Origin of the sequence: Acidovorax lacteus, from assembly GCF_039540375.1 — a bacterium.
In the GTDB taxonomy this organism is placed as follows: domain Bacteria; phylum Pseudomonadota; class Gammaproteobacteria; order Burkholderiales; family Burkholderiaceae_C; genus Acidovorax_G; species Acidovorax_G lacteus.
Genome location: NZ_BAABEX010000013.1, coordinates 145,930 through 160,258, shown reverse-complemented (window position 1 = coordinate 160,258; position 14,329 = coordinate 145,930). Strand labels below are relative to the sequence as shown.

General features: G+C 69.2%; 12 protein-coding genes. 6 read left to right on the top strand and 6 right to left on the bottom strand.

All coding sequences use genetic code 11. The features are described 5' to 3' along the window. Nucleotides 1-101: 101 nt before the first annotated feature. Nucleotides 102-1,241, bottom strand: a complete 1,140-nt coding sequence (locus ABD866_RS10095; RefSeq protein WP_345064133.1) for an aminotransferase class V-fold PLP-dependent enzyme — start codon at nt 1,239-1,241, stop codon at nt 102-104. Nucleotides 1,242-1,320: 79 nt separating this feature from the next. Next, nucleotides 1,321-4,584, bottom strand: a complete 3,264-nt coding sequence (locus ABD866_RS10090) for an acetyl-CoA carboxylase family protein (RefSeq protein ID WP_345064130.1) — start codon at nt 4,582-4,584, stop codon at nt 1,321-1,323. Nucleotides 4,585-5,050: 466 nt separating this feature from the next. Here ABD866_RS10090 and ltaE point away from each other — a divergent pair, with 466 nt between their 5' ends. After that, complete coding sequence (gene ltaE / locus ABD866_RS10085; RefSeq protein WP_345064127.1) at nt 5,051-6,130, top strand: low-specificity L-threonine aldolase; 1,080 nt, start codon at nt 5,051-5,053, stop codon at nt 6,128-6,130. A 6-nt stretch (nt 6,131-6,136) separates the two neighbouring features. Here ltaE and ABD866_RS10080 read toward each other — a convergent pair whose 3' ends face one another. Next, nucleotides 6,137-6,871, bottom strand: a complete 735-nt coding sequence (locus ABD866_RS10080; protein WP_345064124.1) for a YggS family pyridoxal phosphate-dependent enzyme — start codon at nt 6,869-6,871, stop codon at nt 6,137-6,139. A gap of 36 nt (nt 6,872-6,907) precedes the next feature. Here ABD866_RS10080 and ABD866_RS10075 point away from each other — a divergent pair, with 36 nt between their 5' ends. The 4 genes from ABD866_RS10075 to ABD866_RS10060 all read left to right on the top strand — a co-directional run bounded on the left by ABD866_RS10075 (nt 6,908) and on the right by ABD866_RS10060 (nt 10,971). Next, entirely contained in the window at nt 6,908-7,951 is a 1,044-nt protein-coding gene (locus ABD866_RS10075; RefSeq protein ID WP_345064121.1) for a type IV pilus twitching motility protein PilT, read from the top strand. Nucleotides 7,952-8,006: 55 nt separating this feature from the next. Beyond that, on the top strand, nt 8,007-8,642 hold the full coding sequence (locus ABD866_RS10070) for a cyclic nucleotide-binding domain-containing protein (protein WP_345064117.1): 636 nt from the start codon (nt 8,007-8,009) through the stop codon (nt 8,640-8,642). A 53-nt stretch (nt 8,643-8,695) separates the two neighbouring features. Beyond that, on the top strand, nt 8,696-9,832 hold the full coding sequence (locus ABD866_RS10065) for a PilT/PilU family type 4a pilus ATPase (protein ID WP_345064114.1): 1,137 nt from the start codon (nt 8,696-8,698) through the stop codon (nt 9,830-9,832). 224 nt (nt 9,833-10,056) lie between these two features. Further along, nucleotides 10,057-10,971 (top strand): NAD(P)-dependent oxidoreductase, encoded by a 915-nt coding sequence (locus ABD866_RS10060; RefSeq protein WP_345064110.1) that lies wholly within the window; start codon nt 10,057-10,059, stop codon nt 10,969-10,971. A gap of 343 nt (nt 10,972-11,314) precedes the next feature. Here ABD866_RS10060 and ABD866_RS10055 read toward each other — a convergent pair whose 3' ends face one another. The 3 genes from ABD866_RS10055 to ABD866_RS10045 all read right to left on the bottom strand — a co-directional run bounded on the left by ABD866_RS10055 (nt 11,315) and on the right by ABD866_RS10045 (nt 13,205). Continuing rightward, the gene (locus ABD866_RS10055) at nt 11,315-11,974 is read right to left on the bottom strand and encodes a BON domain-containing protein (protein WP_345064107.1); all 660 of its coding nucleotides are present in this window, start codon (nt 11,972-11,974) and stop codon (nt 11,315-11,317) included. A gap of 4 nt (nt 11,975-11,978) precedes the next feature. After that, nucleotides 11,979-12,575 carry an SIS domain-containing protein gene (locus ABD866_RS10050; protein WP_345064104.1) on the bottom strand — a complete coding sequence of 199 codons (597 nt, stop codon included), beginning with the start codon at nt 12,573-12,575 and terminating at the stop codon, nt 11,979-11,981. Between the two features lie 186 nt (nt 12,576-12,761). After that, complete coding sequence (locus ABD866_RS10045; protein ID WP_425549579.1) at nt 12,762-13,205, bottom strand: YraN family protein; 444 nt, start codon at nt 13,203-13,205, stop codon at nt 12,762-12,764. On the opposite strand from ABD866_RS10045, the gene rsmI reads away from it, so the two are divergent. Then, entirely contained in the window at nt 13,205-14,170 is a 966-nt protein-coding gene (gene rsmI, locus ABD866_RS10040; RefSeq protein WP_345064099.1) for a 16S rRNA (cytidine(1402)-2'-O)-methyltransferase, read from the top strand. The genes ABD866_RS10045 and rsmI overlap by 1 nt on opposite strands. Nucleotides 14,171-14,329 lie beyond the last annotated feature (159 nt).

Below are 14,329 nucleotides of genomic sequence, written 5' to 3'. Positions count from 1 at the left end.
CTGCCGACGCATTCCGGGCATGAGCCCTGTCGGCCGCTCGGCCCCAAGACCGCGCACGCAGGCCGGCGCGGACCGCCTGCACGGCCAGGTCGTTCAAACGTTCAAGCGCCCGCCGCCACCTGGTCCAGCGCATGCGACAAATGGCCCACCGTGCGGTCCACGTTGTGCCACTTCTCCAGGCCGAACAGGCCGATGCGGAAGGTTCGGAACTCAGGCCCCTCGTCGCACTGCAACGGCACGCCCGCTGCCGTTTGCAGCCCCACCTGCAAGAATTTCTTGCCGTTCTGGATGTCGGGATCGGTGGTGTAACTCACCACCACACCGGGCGCCTTCCAGCCCTCGGCCGCCACACTCGGAAAGCCGCGCGATTCGAGCAAGGCCCGCACCTTGGCTCCCAGCGCCATCTGCTCGGCGCGCACCGTGTCAAAGCCGTAGGCGCGGGTTTCGAGCATCACGTCGCGCAGGCGCACCAGCGCGTCGGTGGGCATGGTGGTGTGGTAGGCGTGCTGGCCTTTTTCGTAGCCCTCGGCAATCTGCATCCACTTCTTGAGGTCGCACGAAAAGCTCGAACTCTGCGTGCCTTCGATCGCCTGGCGCGCACGCTCGCTGAGCATCACCATGGCGCAGCAGGGCGAGCTGCTCCAGCCCTTTTGCGGGGCGGAAATCAGCACGTCCACGCCCGTGGACTGCATGTCCACCCACATCGCGCCCGAGGCCACACAGTCGAGCACCACCAGGGCGCCCACCTCATGCGCCGCAGCCGTGATGGTGCGCAGGTAGTCGTCGCTCAGGATCATGCCGCTGGAGGTCTCGACGTGGGGTGCAAACACCACTTTGGGCCGCTCGGCACGGATGGTGGCGGCCACTTCGTGCGCAGGGCACGGCGCCCAGGGCGCCTGGGGGCCATCACCCTGACGGCGGGCCTTGCACACCACCGAACCACCGCCCAGGCCTTTGTCGGCGTCAAAGATCTGCGTCCAGCGATAGCTGAACCAGCCGTTGCGCACGATCAGCACCTTTTCCTGGTTGGCAAACTGGCGCGCCACGGCCTCCATGCCAAAGGTACCGCTGCCCGGCACCAGCACGGCCGTGTGGGCGTGGTACACCTCTTTGAGGGTGGCCAGGATGTCCTGCATCACGCCCGTGAAGCGCTTGGACATGTGGTTGAGGGCGCGGTCGGTATACACCACCGAGAATTCGAGCAGGCCATCGGGGTCGATGTCGGGCAGCAGTCCAGGCATGGGTTCTCCGTCAACAAATATGGCTGGGCCTTGCCGGGGCCGGCCCCCATCGCACGATGGGCGACCAGCTTAGCACGGGCTACGCAGGGCCTGCGGCCCGTGCGCCCACGCGGGCCGACGCCAGCCCGCGCGCCAGCCAGGCGCGGGTGTCGGCCGGGTCGATCACGGCGTCGATCTCGAGCGTGGTGGCCATGTGCAGCGCTTCGCCATGGGCATAGGCCTTGGCCACCAGCTTGGCGAACAGCGCGTCGCGCGCTGGCCCTTCGGGCTGCGCCTCCAGCTCCTTGCGAAAGCCCAGGCGCACAGCGCCTTCGAGGCCCATGGCGCCGAATTCGCCCGTGGGCCAGGCCACGGTGAACACCGGCGCATGAAAGCCCCCAGCCGCCATGCCCATGGCCCCCAGGCCATAGCCCTTGCGCAGCACCACCGCAAAGAACGGCACGCGCAGCTGCGCCGCGGCCACGAACAGGCGGCTGGCGCGCCGCACCTGGCCGGTGGCTTCGGTGGCCGGGCCGACCATGAAGCCCGGCGTGTCCACCAGGCTCACCAGCGGCAGGCCGTGGGCGTTGCACAGCTCCATGAAGCGCACGGCCTTGTCGGCGGCGTCGGCGTCGATGGCCCCGCCCAGGTGCAGGGGGTTGTTGGCCATCAGCCCCACGGGGCGGCCTTCGATGCGCGCGAGCGCCGTGTGGATGCCCAGGCCGAAGCCGGTGCGCAGCGGCAGCAGGCTGCCGGTGTCGGCAATGCCTTCCATCGCACGGCGGCTGTCGTAGGCGCGCAGGCGGTTTTCGGGCACCACGCTGCGCAGGGCGCGCGCGTCGGCGCAGGTCCAGTCGGTGGTGCGGCCCTGGAAGTAGCCCAGGTACTGGCGCGCCACCTGTGCGGCCTGGGCTTCGTCGTTCACCAGCACATCGATCACACCCGTCTGGTGTTGCACGGCGGCCGGGCCGACCTCTTCGGGCCGGAACACGCCCAGGCCACCGCCTTCGATCATGGCCGGGCCGCCCATGCCAATCGTGCTGCTGCGCGTCGCAATCACCACGTCGCTGCAGCCGAGCAGCGCCGCGTTGCCCGCAAAGCAGCGGCCGTGTGCAATGCCCACCACGGGCACCTGGCCCGACAGCGCGGCGTAGCTGGCAAAGGTGTGCACATGCAGGCCGGCCACCACGGGCATGTCGGTGTCGCCCGGGCGGCCGCCGCCGCCTTCGGCCCACAGCACCACGGGCAGCTGCTGCGCGCGCGCAATGTCCAGCATGCGGTCGGTTTTGGCGTGGTTGCGCACGCCCTGCGTGCCCGCCAGCACGGTGGCGTCGTAGGCCATGACCACGGTGCGCGCGCGCTCGGGCCCGAACAGTGCGCCGTTGACGCCGCCAATGCCCGTGACCATGCCGTCGGCCGGGGTCTGGGCGATCAGTTCTTCCATGCTGCGGCGGCGCGTCTGCGCGGCCACGGCCAGCGCGCCGTATTCGATGAAGCTGCCCGCATCGCACAGGTCGGCAATGTTCTCGCGCGCGCTGCGGCTGCCCTGCGCGTGGCGCCGGGCCATGGCCTCGGGCCGGGCGGCGTCGAGCGTCCAGGCGTGGCGGTCGATTACGCGCTGCAGGTCGGCGCGCACATGGTCGGGGTCGTGCGCCGCCGAGCCACTGGTGGCCGCGCCCACCTCGTCCTCAACGGCGTCCAGTACCAGCAGCACCTGCCCCGGTGCCAGGTGCGCGCCGGGCACCGCCCGCACGGCGCGCACGCGGCCTGCGCGCGGGGCGGTGAGCACATGCTCCATCTTCATCGCTTCGAGCACGGCCAGCTCCGCCCCGGCGGCCACGGCGTCGCCCTCGGCCACGCAGATCTGCACCAGGCGCGCGGGCATGGGGGCGCAGACTGCGCCTTCGGGCAAGGGCAAGGCGACCGCATCCGATTGGGGGGGTTTTTGGCCTGAAACGACCCGTGGACAAGCACGAGCAGCTATCAATTTAGAAGCATCCAGCAGCGCTGGTAGCACCGATTCGAGCCAGCGCGTGTGCAGTTGCTGCGTCGCCATCTCGGGCCGTTCGGCGAGCGCGCACAGCAGCGCGAGATTGGTGGCCACGCCTTCGATGCGGCATTCGGCCAGCGCGCGCTGCGAGCGGCGCAGCGCATCGGCAAAACGCGGCCCGGGCGTGTGCACGATGAGCTTGGCCAGCAGCGTGTCGTAGTGCGGCGACGGCGCGTGGCCGGCCACCGCATGCGTGTCGATGCGGATGCCCGGGCCGGCGGGCCATTCCACCTGGGTGAGCGTGCCGTGCCCGGGCAGCGCCTGGCCGTCGGCGTTGAGGGTTTCGGCGTTGATGCGCCACTGGATCGCATAGCCGCGCGGTGCCGCATCGGCCAGGCCCAGCGCCGCCAGCGGCTGGCCTGCGGCCAGCGCAATCTGCGCCTGCACCAGGTCCACACCCGTCACCTGCTCGGTCACGGTGTGCTCGACCTGCAGGCGGGCGTTGGCCTCGATGAACACAAAGGGCAGCTCGGGCGATGCGAGGTCCACGAGGAACTCAAAGGTGCCCAAGCCTTCGTAGCGCAGCGCGCGTGCCATGCGCAGCGCGGCGTCGGTGATCTGCACGCGCAGCGCGGGTGGCAGGCTGGGGCTGGGGGCGATTTCCACCAGCTTCTGAAAGCGCCGCTGTACCGTGCATTCGCGCTCGCCCAGGGCCAGCACGTCGTGGCCATCGCCCAGCACCTGCACCTCGATGTGGCGCGCGCCCGGCATCAGGCGCTCCACGTACACGCCGTCCACGCCGAACGCGGCCTGTGCCTCGCTGCGGCAGCGCGCATAGGCGGCCGCCAGGTCGTCGCCCTGCGCCACGGCGCGCATGCCGCGCCCACCGCCCCCGCCCACGGCCTTGACCACGATGCCATGCGGGGCCTGCGCGGCCCGGAAGGCCAGCGCCTCCTCGAGCGTGACCGCCTGCGGCGTGCCCGGCAGCACCGGCACGCCGCACTGCGTGGCCAGTGCCCGCGCCTGCGCCTTGTCGCCCAGCAGGGCCAGCTGCGCCGGTGTGGGGCCAATGAAGCGCACGCCCGCAGCGGCGCAGGCCTGGGCCGCATCGGCCCGCTCGCTCAAAAAGCCATAGCCTGGGTGCAGCGCGTCGCAGCCCTGCGCCTGCGCGATGGCCAGCAGCCGCGCGATGTCGAGATACGCCGCCGGGCCCGTGCCCCCCAGGGCCACGGCCACATCGGCGGCGCGCACATGCGGCGCGTGTGCGTCGTCGTCGGCATACACGGCGACGCTGGCCACGCCCAGGTCGCGCGCGGCGCGGACGATGCGGAGGGCGATTTCGCCGCGATTGGCAATGAGGATCTTCTTAAACATCGCGCCCCCCGCGGCTCATCGCCCGCACGCTGACGCGTGCCCGGTCGTTTTGCTTCGCCTGGCCTGCGGCCAGAACGCCGCGGTTGGCAATGAGGATCTTCTTAAACATCGCGCCCCCCGCGGCTCATCGCACGCACGCTTACGCGTGCCCGGTCGTTTTGCTCAGCCTGGCCTGCGGCCAGAACGCCGCGATTGGCAATGAGGATCTTCTTAAACATCGCGCCCCCCGCGGCTCATCGCCCGCACGCTGACGCGTGCCCGGTCGTTTTGCTTCGCCTGGCCTGTAGTCAGAGCGCCGCGGTTGGCGATCAGGATCTTTTCAAACATCGTGCAAGCTCCAGTGGAGCCTTCCAGCCTACCGGCGCCCCGGGCCGTGCGCTGTCCGGAAGGTTACGCAGGCACGCTCTGCACACGCACCGGGCAGCCGCTACGATGCAAAGCCCCCTTCAACACTCTCTTTGTGCCCATGCCCGACTTTCGCAGCGACACCGTGACCCAGCCCACCCCGGCCATGCGCGAGGCCATGATGGCCGCGCCGCTCGGCGACGATGTGCTGGGCGACGACCCCTCGGTGATCGCGCTGCAGCAGCATGCGGCCGATCTGCTGGGGTTTGAGGCTGCGCTGTTTGCGCCCTCGGGCACGCAGACCAACCTGATCGCGCTGATGGGCCACTGCCAGCGCGGTGACGAAGCCATCGTGGGCCAGAGCTGGCACACCTACCGCTGGGAGGCCGGCGGCATGGCGGTGCTGGGCTCGATCCAGCCCCAGCCGGTGGAAGTGCAGCCCGACGGCACGCTGCGACTGGCCGACATCGCAGGGGCCATCAAGCCCGACGACGCGCACTTTGCGCGCACGCGGCTGGTGGTGCTGGAGAACACCACGGGCGGGCAGGTGCTGCCGCTGGACTACATGGCGGCCGTGGCAGCGCTGGCCCGCGGTCGTGGCCTGGGCATGCACCTGGATGGCGCGCGGCTGTTCAACGCCGCCACGGCGCTGGCGGCCGCCCAGGGCACCGATGTGTATACCGCGGCACGCGCCGTGTGCAGCCATTTCGATTCGGTCTCACTGTGCCTGAGCAAGGGGCTGGGCGCGCCCGTGGGCTCGCTGCTGCTGGGCAGCGCAGACTTCATCCGCCAGGCCCGGCGCACGCGCAAGATTCTGGGCGGCGGCATGCGCCAGGCCGGGCTGCTGGCAGCGGCGGGGCAGTACGCGCTGGTGCACCAGGTGCGGCGCCTGGCCGACGACCACGCGCGGCTGGATCGCCTGGCGCGCGGGCTGCAGCGGCTGGCGCAGTCGCATGCCGTGCTGGGCGGGCGGCTGACGGTGCTGCCGTGGCAGACCAACATCCTGTTCACCGACGTGGCGGCCGATGTGGCCCCGACGCTGCTGGCCTGGCTGGCCGCGCACGACGTGCGGGTGACCAGCGGGCTGTACGCGGGCGCCACGCGCCTCCGCTGGGTCACGCACCTGGACGTGGGCGATGCCGACGTGGACGCCGCGCTGGATGCCGTGTCGCGCTTTGACGTACCGCCCACGCAGGGCTGAAACCACTCAGCCTTCAGCCACCGGCCGCGGGGTACGCCCGCCGAAGATGCCGGTGCCCACGCGCACCATCGTGCTGCCCGCGGCAATCGCGGCTTCCAGGTCGGCCGTCATGCCCATGGAGAGGGTGTCAAATGCCTCAGGCTCGGGCAGCACGTCCTGAAGCCGGTCGCGCAGCTGCGCGTGCAGCGCCGCCAGCCGCGCGTGCACGGCCTGCATGGCAACCGCATCGTCCAGCGGCTCGGGAATGCTCATCAGCCCGCGCAGCCGCAGACCGGGCAGCGCGGCCACGGCGCGGGCCAGGGCTTCGGCCTCATCGGGGGCCACGCCGGATTTGGTGGGGCCGCCGTCGATGTTGACCTGCAGACACACCTGCAGCGGTGCCAGGCCCGCGGGCCGCTGGGCCGACAGGCGCTCGGCCGTGCGGGCGCGGTCCACGCTGTGCACCCAGTCGAAATGCTCGGCCACCAGCCGGGTCTTGTTGCTCTGGATCGGGCCGATGCAGTGCCATTCAAGGTCGTTGCGCCCGGCGGCGCGCACGGCCTGGATCTTGTCCACCGCTTCCTGGATGTAGTTCTCGCCAAACGCGCGCTGGCCAGCCGCGGCGGCGTCGAGCACGGCGTCGGCACCGAAGGTCTTGGAGACGGCCAGCAAACGCACCGCCTGCGCGTCGCGCCCGGCTGCCGCGCAGGCTTGCTGGATGCGGCACAGAACCTGTTGGAGCTTGTCGGAGATCGTCGTCATAATGATCGCCAGCGTATCAAACGACCGAGGGGAATTGTGGACATCACCCAACTGCTGGCATTCAGCGTGAAGAACAAGGCGTCGGACCTGCACCTGTCCGCAGGCCTGCCGCCCATGATCCGGGTGCATGGGGATGTGCGGCGCATCAACGTCGATCCGCTCGACCACAAAACGGTGCATGCCATGGTGTACGACATCATGAGCGACGCCCAGCGCAAGGCGTACGAAGAATTTCTTGAAGTCGATTTCTCGTTCGAAATCGAGGGTTTGGCGCGTTTTCGCGTCAACGCTTTCAATCAGAACCGTGGCGCGGCTGCGGTGTTCCGTACGATTCCGAGCAAGATCCTCACGCTGGAGCAACTCAACGCGCCGCGCATCTTTGCCGACCTGGCGCTCAAGCCGCGCGGGCTGGTGCTGGTGACCGGGCCCACGGGTTCTGGCAAGTCCACCACGCTGGCGGCCATGGTCAACTACCTCAACGAGAACGAGTACGGCCACATCCTCACGGTGGAGGACCCGATCGAATTCGTGCACGAATCCAAGAAGTGCCTGGTCAACCAGCGCGAAGTGGGGCCGATGACGCTGTCGTTCGCGGCGGCGCTCAAGTCTGCGCTGCGCGAAGATCCGGACGCGATCCTGGTGGGTGAAATGCGCGACCTGGAAACCATTCGCCTGGCCATGACGGCCGCGGAAACCGGCCACCTGGTGTTCGGCACGTTGCACACCAGCAGCGCAGCCAAGACGATCGACCGGATCATCGACGTGTTCCCGGCCGAAGAAAAGGAAATGGTCCGCGCGATGCTGTCCGAATCGCTGCAGGCGGTGATCTCGCAGACGCTGTGCAAGCTCAAGGACGGCTCGGGCCGCGTGGCCGCCCACGAGATCATGCTGGGCTCCAGCGCCATCCGCAACCTGATCCGCGAGAACAAGGTCGCGCAGATGTACTCGACCATCCAGACCAGCAACAGTGTGGGCATGCAGACGCTGGACCAGAACCTGACCGACCTGGTGCGCCGCAACGTCATCAGCCCGGCCGAAGCGCGCAGCAAGGCCAAGATTCCTGAAAACTTCCCGGGCTGAGCGACGACGGCGCGCGGTCTGCGCGCCCAGCCCCTACCGACACGGAGCACCTGCTATGAAAGGCATCCTGGGCCTGTTGCGCGCCAAAACCGCCGGCGAACGCCCTCGCGAAGACAACACGGACTCGGTTCTGTTCTCCACCGCGTTTGCGGGTCAGGGGGTGGACGAGTCCATGCTCGTGCCCTGGGAGGCCCGGGCCGTGGAGATTGGCGCCAAGCGCCTGCCAGTGAGCCGCGGTGGCAAGCTGCTGCAGGGGCTGTGGGCCAGAGACAAGTACATGGCGCACCTGAACAAGGATGCCGTGGAGCGCATGGAGCGCTTTTTCGAGTTTGCGGCCGTGCCCTCCAACCGCGACGTGATCCGCCAGGACGAGTACGGCAACTTCATGGTGGTGCTGCTGACCGGCACCATTGCCGTGGACCGCGTGCAGCCCTGGGGCGAGCACCTGCGCCTGGCCGAAACCCGCCCGGGCGACATCCTGGGCGAAATGTCGCTGCTGGACAGTGGCATCCGCTTCTCCGCCTGCACCACGCTGACCGACTGCGAGATTGCCGTGCTCAGCGCCGAGGCACTGGACGACATGATGACCAAAGACCCGCAGCTCGCTGCGAGCCTGATTGCATTGCTGGCGCGCAAGCTTTCGTTGCGCCTGCGTGTGGTGAGCGCACGTCTGAGCGAGAATCAGAAATAAACACCACGTCACGCCTTCGGGCGGCTCCGTGACGACGCACGAGAGGATTTCTGATGGAACGCGATCAGGCCAGCAAATTCATCAACGACCTGCTGAAGCTGATGGTCAGCCGCAACGGAAGCGACCTGTTCATCACGGCCGAGTTCCCCCCGGCCATCAAGGTCGATGGCAAGGTCACCAAGGTGTCGCCGCAGCCGCTGACGGCCAACCACACGCTGACGCTGGCACGCGCCATCATGAGCGATAAGCAGGTGGCGGACTTTGAGCGCACCAAGGAGTGCAACTTCGCGATCTCACCGGCCGGCATCGGGCGCTTTCGCGTCAACGCATTCATTCAGCAAGGCAAGGTCGGCATGGTGCTGCGGACGATTCCGCTGACCCTGCCCACCATCGACGGGCTGGGCGTGCCCCAGGTGCTCAAGGAAGTGACCATGACCAAGCGCGGTCTGGTGATCCTGGTCGGGGCCACGGGCTCTGGCAAATCCACCACGCTGGCCGCCATGGTGGACTGGCGCAACGAGCATTCGTTCGGTCACATCATCACCGTGGAAGACCCGATCGAATTCGTGCACCCGCACAAGAATTGCGTGGTCACGCAGCGCGAAGTGGGGCTGGACACCGACAGCTGGGAAGCGGCGCTCAAGAACACGCTGCGCCAGGCGCCCGATGTGATCCTGATGGGCGAAATCCGCGACCGCGAAACCATGGAGCACGCGGTGGCCTTCGCCGAGACCGGTCACCTGTGCCTGGCCACGCTGCATGCCAACAGCGCCAACCAGGCGCTGGACCGCATCATCAACTTCTTCCCTGAGGAGCGGCGCGCGCAGCTGCTGATGGACCTGTCGCTCAACCTGCGCGCCATGGTCTCGCAGCGCCTCGTGCCCAAGCAGGACGGCAAGGGCCGCGCGGCTGCGGTGGAAGTGATGCTCAACACCCCGCTGGTCTCCGACCTGATCTTCAAGGGCGACGTCACCGAGATCAAGGAGATCATGAAGAAGAGCCGAAACCTCGGCATGCAGACCTTCGATCAGTCGCTGTTCGACCTGTACGAGAGCAACGTCATCACCTACGAAGACGCGCTGCGCAACGCCGACTCGCTCAACGACCTGCGGCTGCAGATCAAGCTCAACAGCCAGCGCGCCCGCTCGCCCGATTTGGCGTCGGGGACCGAGCACTTCGCGATTGTGTGACAACCCCCTGAGCGGCTGCGCCGCTTCCCCCTTCTCTCGCGCTACGCGCGGGAAGGGGGACGACGCCAGTGGCCGGACAAAGCCCGCTCCACGGCGTCCCCGCTCTGGGCAGCGCCCTCTGGAAAGCGCGCTGACGCCCAGGCACCGTGGAGCCCGCGCCCTGCCGATGCACGGCCTGCAGACCCCGCTCCTTCCCATCCACCTTCTCACGCCCCCAACACACCATGCCCAGCACCAACCCCCGCCCCTACGACGCCACCCCTGCCCGCAAGGTCGCCTTCCTCGGCCTCGGCGTGATGGGCTACCCCATGGCCGGCCATCTGGCGCTGGCGGGGCATGAAGTCACGGTGTACAACCGTACGGCCGCCAAGGCCGCGGCCTGGTGTGCCGAGTTCGCCGCAACGGCCGCGCCGCGCCAGGCGGCCACGCCGCGCGCAGCGGCCGAGGGGGCCGACTTCGTGTTCTGCTGCGTGGGCAACGACGACGACCTGCGGGCCGTGGTGCTGGGCGACGAAGGCGCGTTTGCGGGCATGCGGCCCGGCGCGGTGTTGGTGGACCACACCACGGCATCGGCCGCCGTGGCGCGTGAGCTGTACGCCGCCGCCCGCGCGCGGGGCCTGCATTTTGTCGATGCGCCCGTGTCGGGCGGTCAGGCCGGTGCGCAGAACGGCCAGCTGACCGTGATGTGCGGCGGCGACGCCGAGGCCTTCGAGGCCGCGCGCCCTGTGGCCGCAGCGTTCTCGCGGGCCTTCACACTGCTGGGCGACAGCGGCAGCGGGCAGTTGGCCAAGATGGTCAACCAGATCTGCATCGCCGGGCTGGTGCAGGGCCTTTCTGAGGCGATTGCCTTCGGCATGAACGCGGGGCTGGACATGCCGCGCGTGCTCGATGTGATCGGCAAAGGCGCAGCGCAGAGCTGGCAAATGGACAACCGCGGCAAGACCATGGTCGAGGGCCGCTTCGACTTCGGCTTTGCCGTGGACTGGATGCGCAAGGACCTGGGCCTGGTGCTGGACGAAGCCAAGCGCAACGGCTCGCGCCTGCCGGTGACGGCGCTGGTGGACCAGTTCTATGCCGACGTGCAGACCATAGGCGGCCAGCGCTGGGACACCTCCAGCCTGATCAAGCGCCTGCGCTGACACCGCTTGTGGCGGGGGCATCGCCGCCCGCTGCTGGGGACCGTTGCCCGAGCCGGCCGCACCATGCCAGCCACCCGGGCGGCGTGAGCGCGCTGCGGAGCATACGCACCGACCATATGCCCCTCTGCGCCCACTACCGCCAGAGCCCCACCCTGGACTGGTGACGTTTTTGGCTGCTTGTGCTTGAAAATCAAGCACAAGCAGCTATTAAATCGATAGCAGAACCGGGCTGTGCCGGTGGACCGCATGGGTTGTCGAGCCCACGGCGCGGGCGGCTTCACCCGCTTGCGCCGTCGGCACGGCGGGGGCAGCGCGCCTGCTCCGTGCAAGCGCGGCCTCCCGCTCAGGTACGCGGGGAAGCTGCCGGGTCCTGGGTGACGGGTGCAGGCTGGGGCGCAATGCGACGCAGCTCTTCTTCGGAGATGATTTCGAACACCCGGACCACCTTGGCCACGCCACTCACGCCGCGGGCGACGTCGGTGGCGCGCTGGGCTTCGCGTTGCGACACGATGCCCATGAGGTACACGACATTGCGCTCGGTCACCACCTTGAACGCGTTGGCCGTGATGTCGCGCGCATCCACCAGGCTGGCGCGCACCTTGCCGGTGATCAGCGTGTCGTTGGAGCGCTGGCTCAGGGAACTGGGCGGCATGATCGCCAGGTCGTTGACCACCGAGCGCACGTTCTCGACCTGCGAGACGATCTGCTCGACCGCTTGGCGATCCTGCGCGTTGGGCACTTCACCCGTGATCAACGCCTGGCGGTTGTAGCTCGTGACATTCACATGCACGCGGTCACCCAACTGCTGGCGGATGCGGTTGCCTGCGCGCAGCTCGATGCCCTCGTCTTCGACCTGCATGCCAGCCGTGCGGCGGTCGATGGCCATCATGGTGCCGACAACAGCCCCTCCCACCACCAGGGGTGCGCAGGCCGACAGGCCACCGGCCAGTGCGGCGGCGGCCAACACCGTGGCCAGGGTTCTCTGCAAGGTTCGCTGCTTCATCACATCACTCCTGTTCACCCAGTAACTGCGCGTCCATGCCATCGCACAGGCAGTGCACCACCAGCGCATGCACTTCGTGCACACGCGCGGGCCGGTCATGGGGCACGCTGATCCACACATCGGTCTCCCGCAGCAGCGGGGCCAGCCGTCCGCCCGTGCGGCCCGTGAGGGCCACCACGGTCATGTCGCGCTCGTGCGCGGCTTCCACCGCCGCTTGCAGTGCCGACTCGTTGCCCGAGACCGTCACCACCAACAGCACATCGCCCGCCTGCCCCAGCGCACGCACCTGGCGCGCAAACGGCTGTGGCTGCGCAGGCTCCAGCCCGCCCAGCGATGCCGTGAGCTGGCTGCCGTCACTGACCAGCGCCAGCGCGGCAAGTTCCGGCCGCTCGCGCTCGAACCCTGCCACACAGAAGGCCGCAAAGCGCTGGGCTTCAGCGGCGCTCGCACCCAGACCGCAGGCGAGCACCTTGCCGCCGCCGGTCATGCAGGCCAGCAGGGCCTGCACCGCGTCCGACACGGGTTGGCTCAGCGCCTGCGCGGCCTGGTACTTCAGGTCGGCGCTGTCGATGAATTGCTGTTGGATGCGTTGCTCTAGCATGGGATGGCGATGATACCCGGCGGTGTTACAGCTTTTGTAGCAAAGCATACCCACGGGGCGGGCCTTGCATCCGGTTGGTCGCCCCCCGACACAGAGCCGTGGCCAGCCCAGCCGCGGAACGGCTGCACGCCGGGCTCCGGCGCCCGCGCACCTGCCTTTGCGCGCGCGGTGCGACGCCGAAAGCCGCTAGCCCGCATCGAAGGCCGCGCGCAGCCACTGCAGCGGGCCCGTGGCCGGGTCGCCCTCCAGGGCCACCACATCAAAACGGCAGGGCGGCGGTGCCGACAGGCGCAGCAGGTAGTGGCGCGCGGCCAGCACGATGCGCTGCTGCTTGGCCGCATCCACACTGGCGGCCGCGCCCCCGGCGGTGCGACCGCGGCGGCTGCGCACCTCCACAAACACCAGGGTGCCATCGGGCGCGCGCATCACCAGGTCGATCTCGCCGCCGCCGCGGCCCGGCGTTCGATAATTACGGGCCAGCAGGCGCAGGCCCGCTGCCTGCAAATGGGCCAGCGCCCGGTCTTCGGCCACCTGTCCGCGCACGCGGGTGGTGGGCGGGCGGCCCGCTGCATCGCCCGCCGCCGCAGCCGCAGCATCGGGCGGCGCGCCGCGTTTTCCAAGGAAGTTCAGTGACCGCATCGTTCGCTCCCGCCCTGCCGGCCGCCCATGCCGCCGCCGCTGCCCAGCATTATCCCGAGGGGGCGCTGTACGTCGTGGCCACGCCCATCGGCAACCTGGCCGACATCACGCTGCGGGCGCTGCATGTGCTGCAGCTGTGCGACACGCTGGCCTGCGAGGACACCCGCCACACGCTGGGCCTGCTGCGCAGCTACGGGGTGGACAAGGCCCCGGGCCGCCTGCTGGCGGTGCACCAGCACAACGAAGCCGAAGCCGCCCAGCAGGTGCTGGAGCGCCTGGCACGTGGCGAACGCGTGGCCTACGTGAGCGACGCGGGCACGCCGGGCGTGAGCGACCCGGGCGCCCGCCTGGCTGCGGCCGTGCGCGCGGCGGGCCACCGCGTGGTGCCACTGCCCGGGGCCAGCGCTGTCACCGCCTTGCTCAGCGTGGCCGGCGCGGTGGGCGGTGGCGCGGCGGCACCGCAATTCGTGTTTGCGGGCTTTTTGCCGACCAAGGCGGCCGAGCGCCAAACGGCCGTGGCCGCGCTGGCGCAGGAGCCGCGCTGCGTGGTGCTGCTCGAAGCACCGCACCGCATCGAAGACCTGGCCACCGCCCTGGCCGTGCTGGGCTCTCGGCGGGTGACGCTGGGACGCGAGCTGACCAAGCAGTTTGAGGAAATCACCACCCACCCCGCCGCCGACCTGCGCACCTGGCTGACCGGCAACCCGCAGCGCAGCCGTGGCGAATTTGCCGTGCTGCTGCACCCGGCCGCAGCCGACGCAGGCGACGGCCCCGACGAAGGTTTGCGCGTGCTGCGTGTGCTGCTGCCCGAGCTGCCGCTGAAAACCGCCGTACGGCTGGCGGCCGAGATCAGCGGCGCGCCGCGCAACGCGCTGTACGACACCGCACTGCGCTGGCGGCAGGCAGAACAGGCCCAGAATGATCCCGACGATGAGGGCGCGGAGGCCGCCGACTGAACACTGCGCGCGGCAGGCCTTGGACCCGCCGCACCGCACCGCGGCCCGGGCTGCAAGGCCACCAAGGTCATAAGCGAAATACGGCGCTTGTGCTTATCAATCAAGCACAAGCAGCTATTAATTTAATAGCAACTGGATAGCGCTTGCGATGGCGGCTGG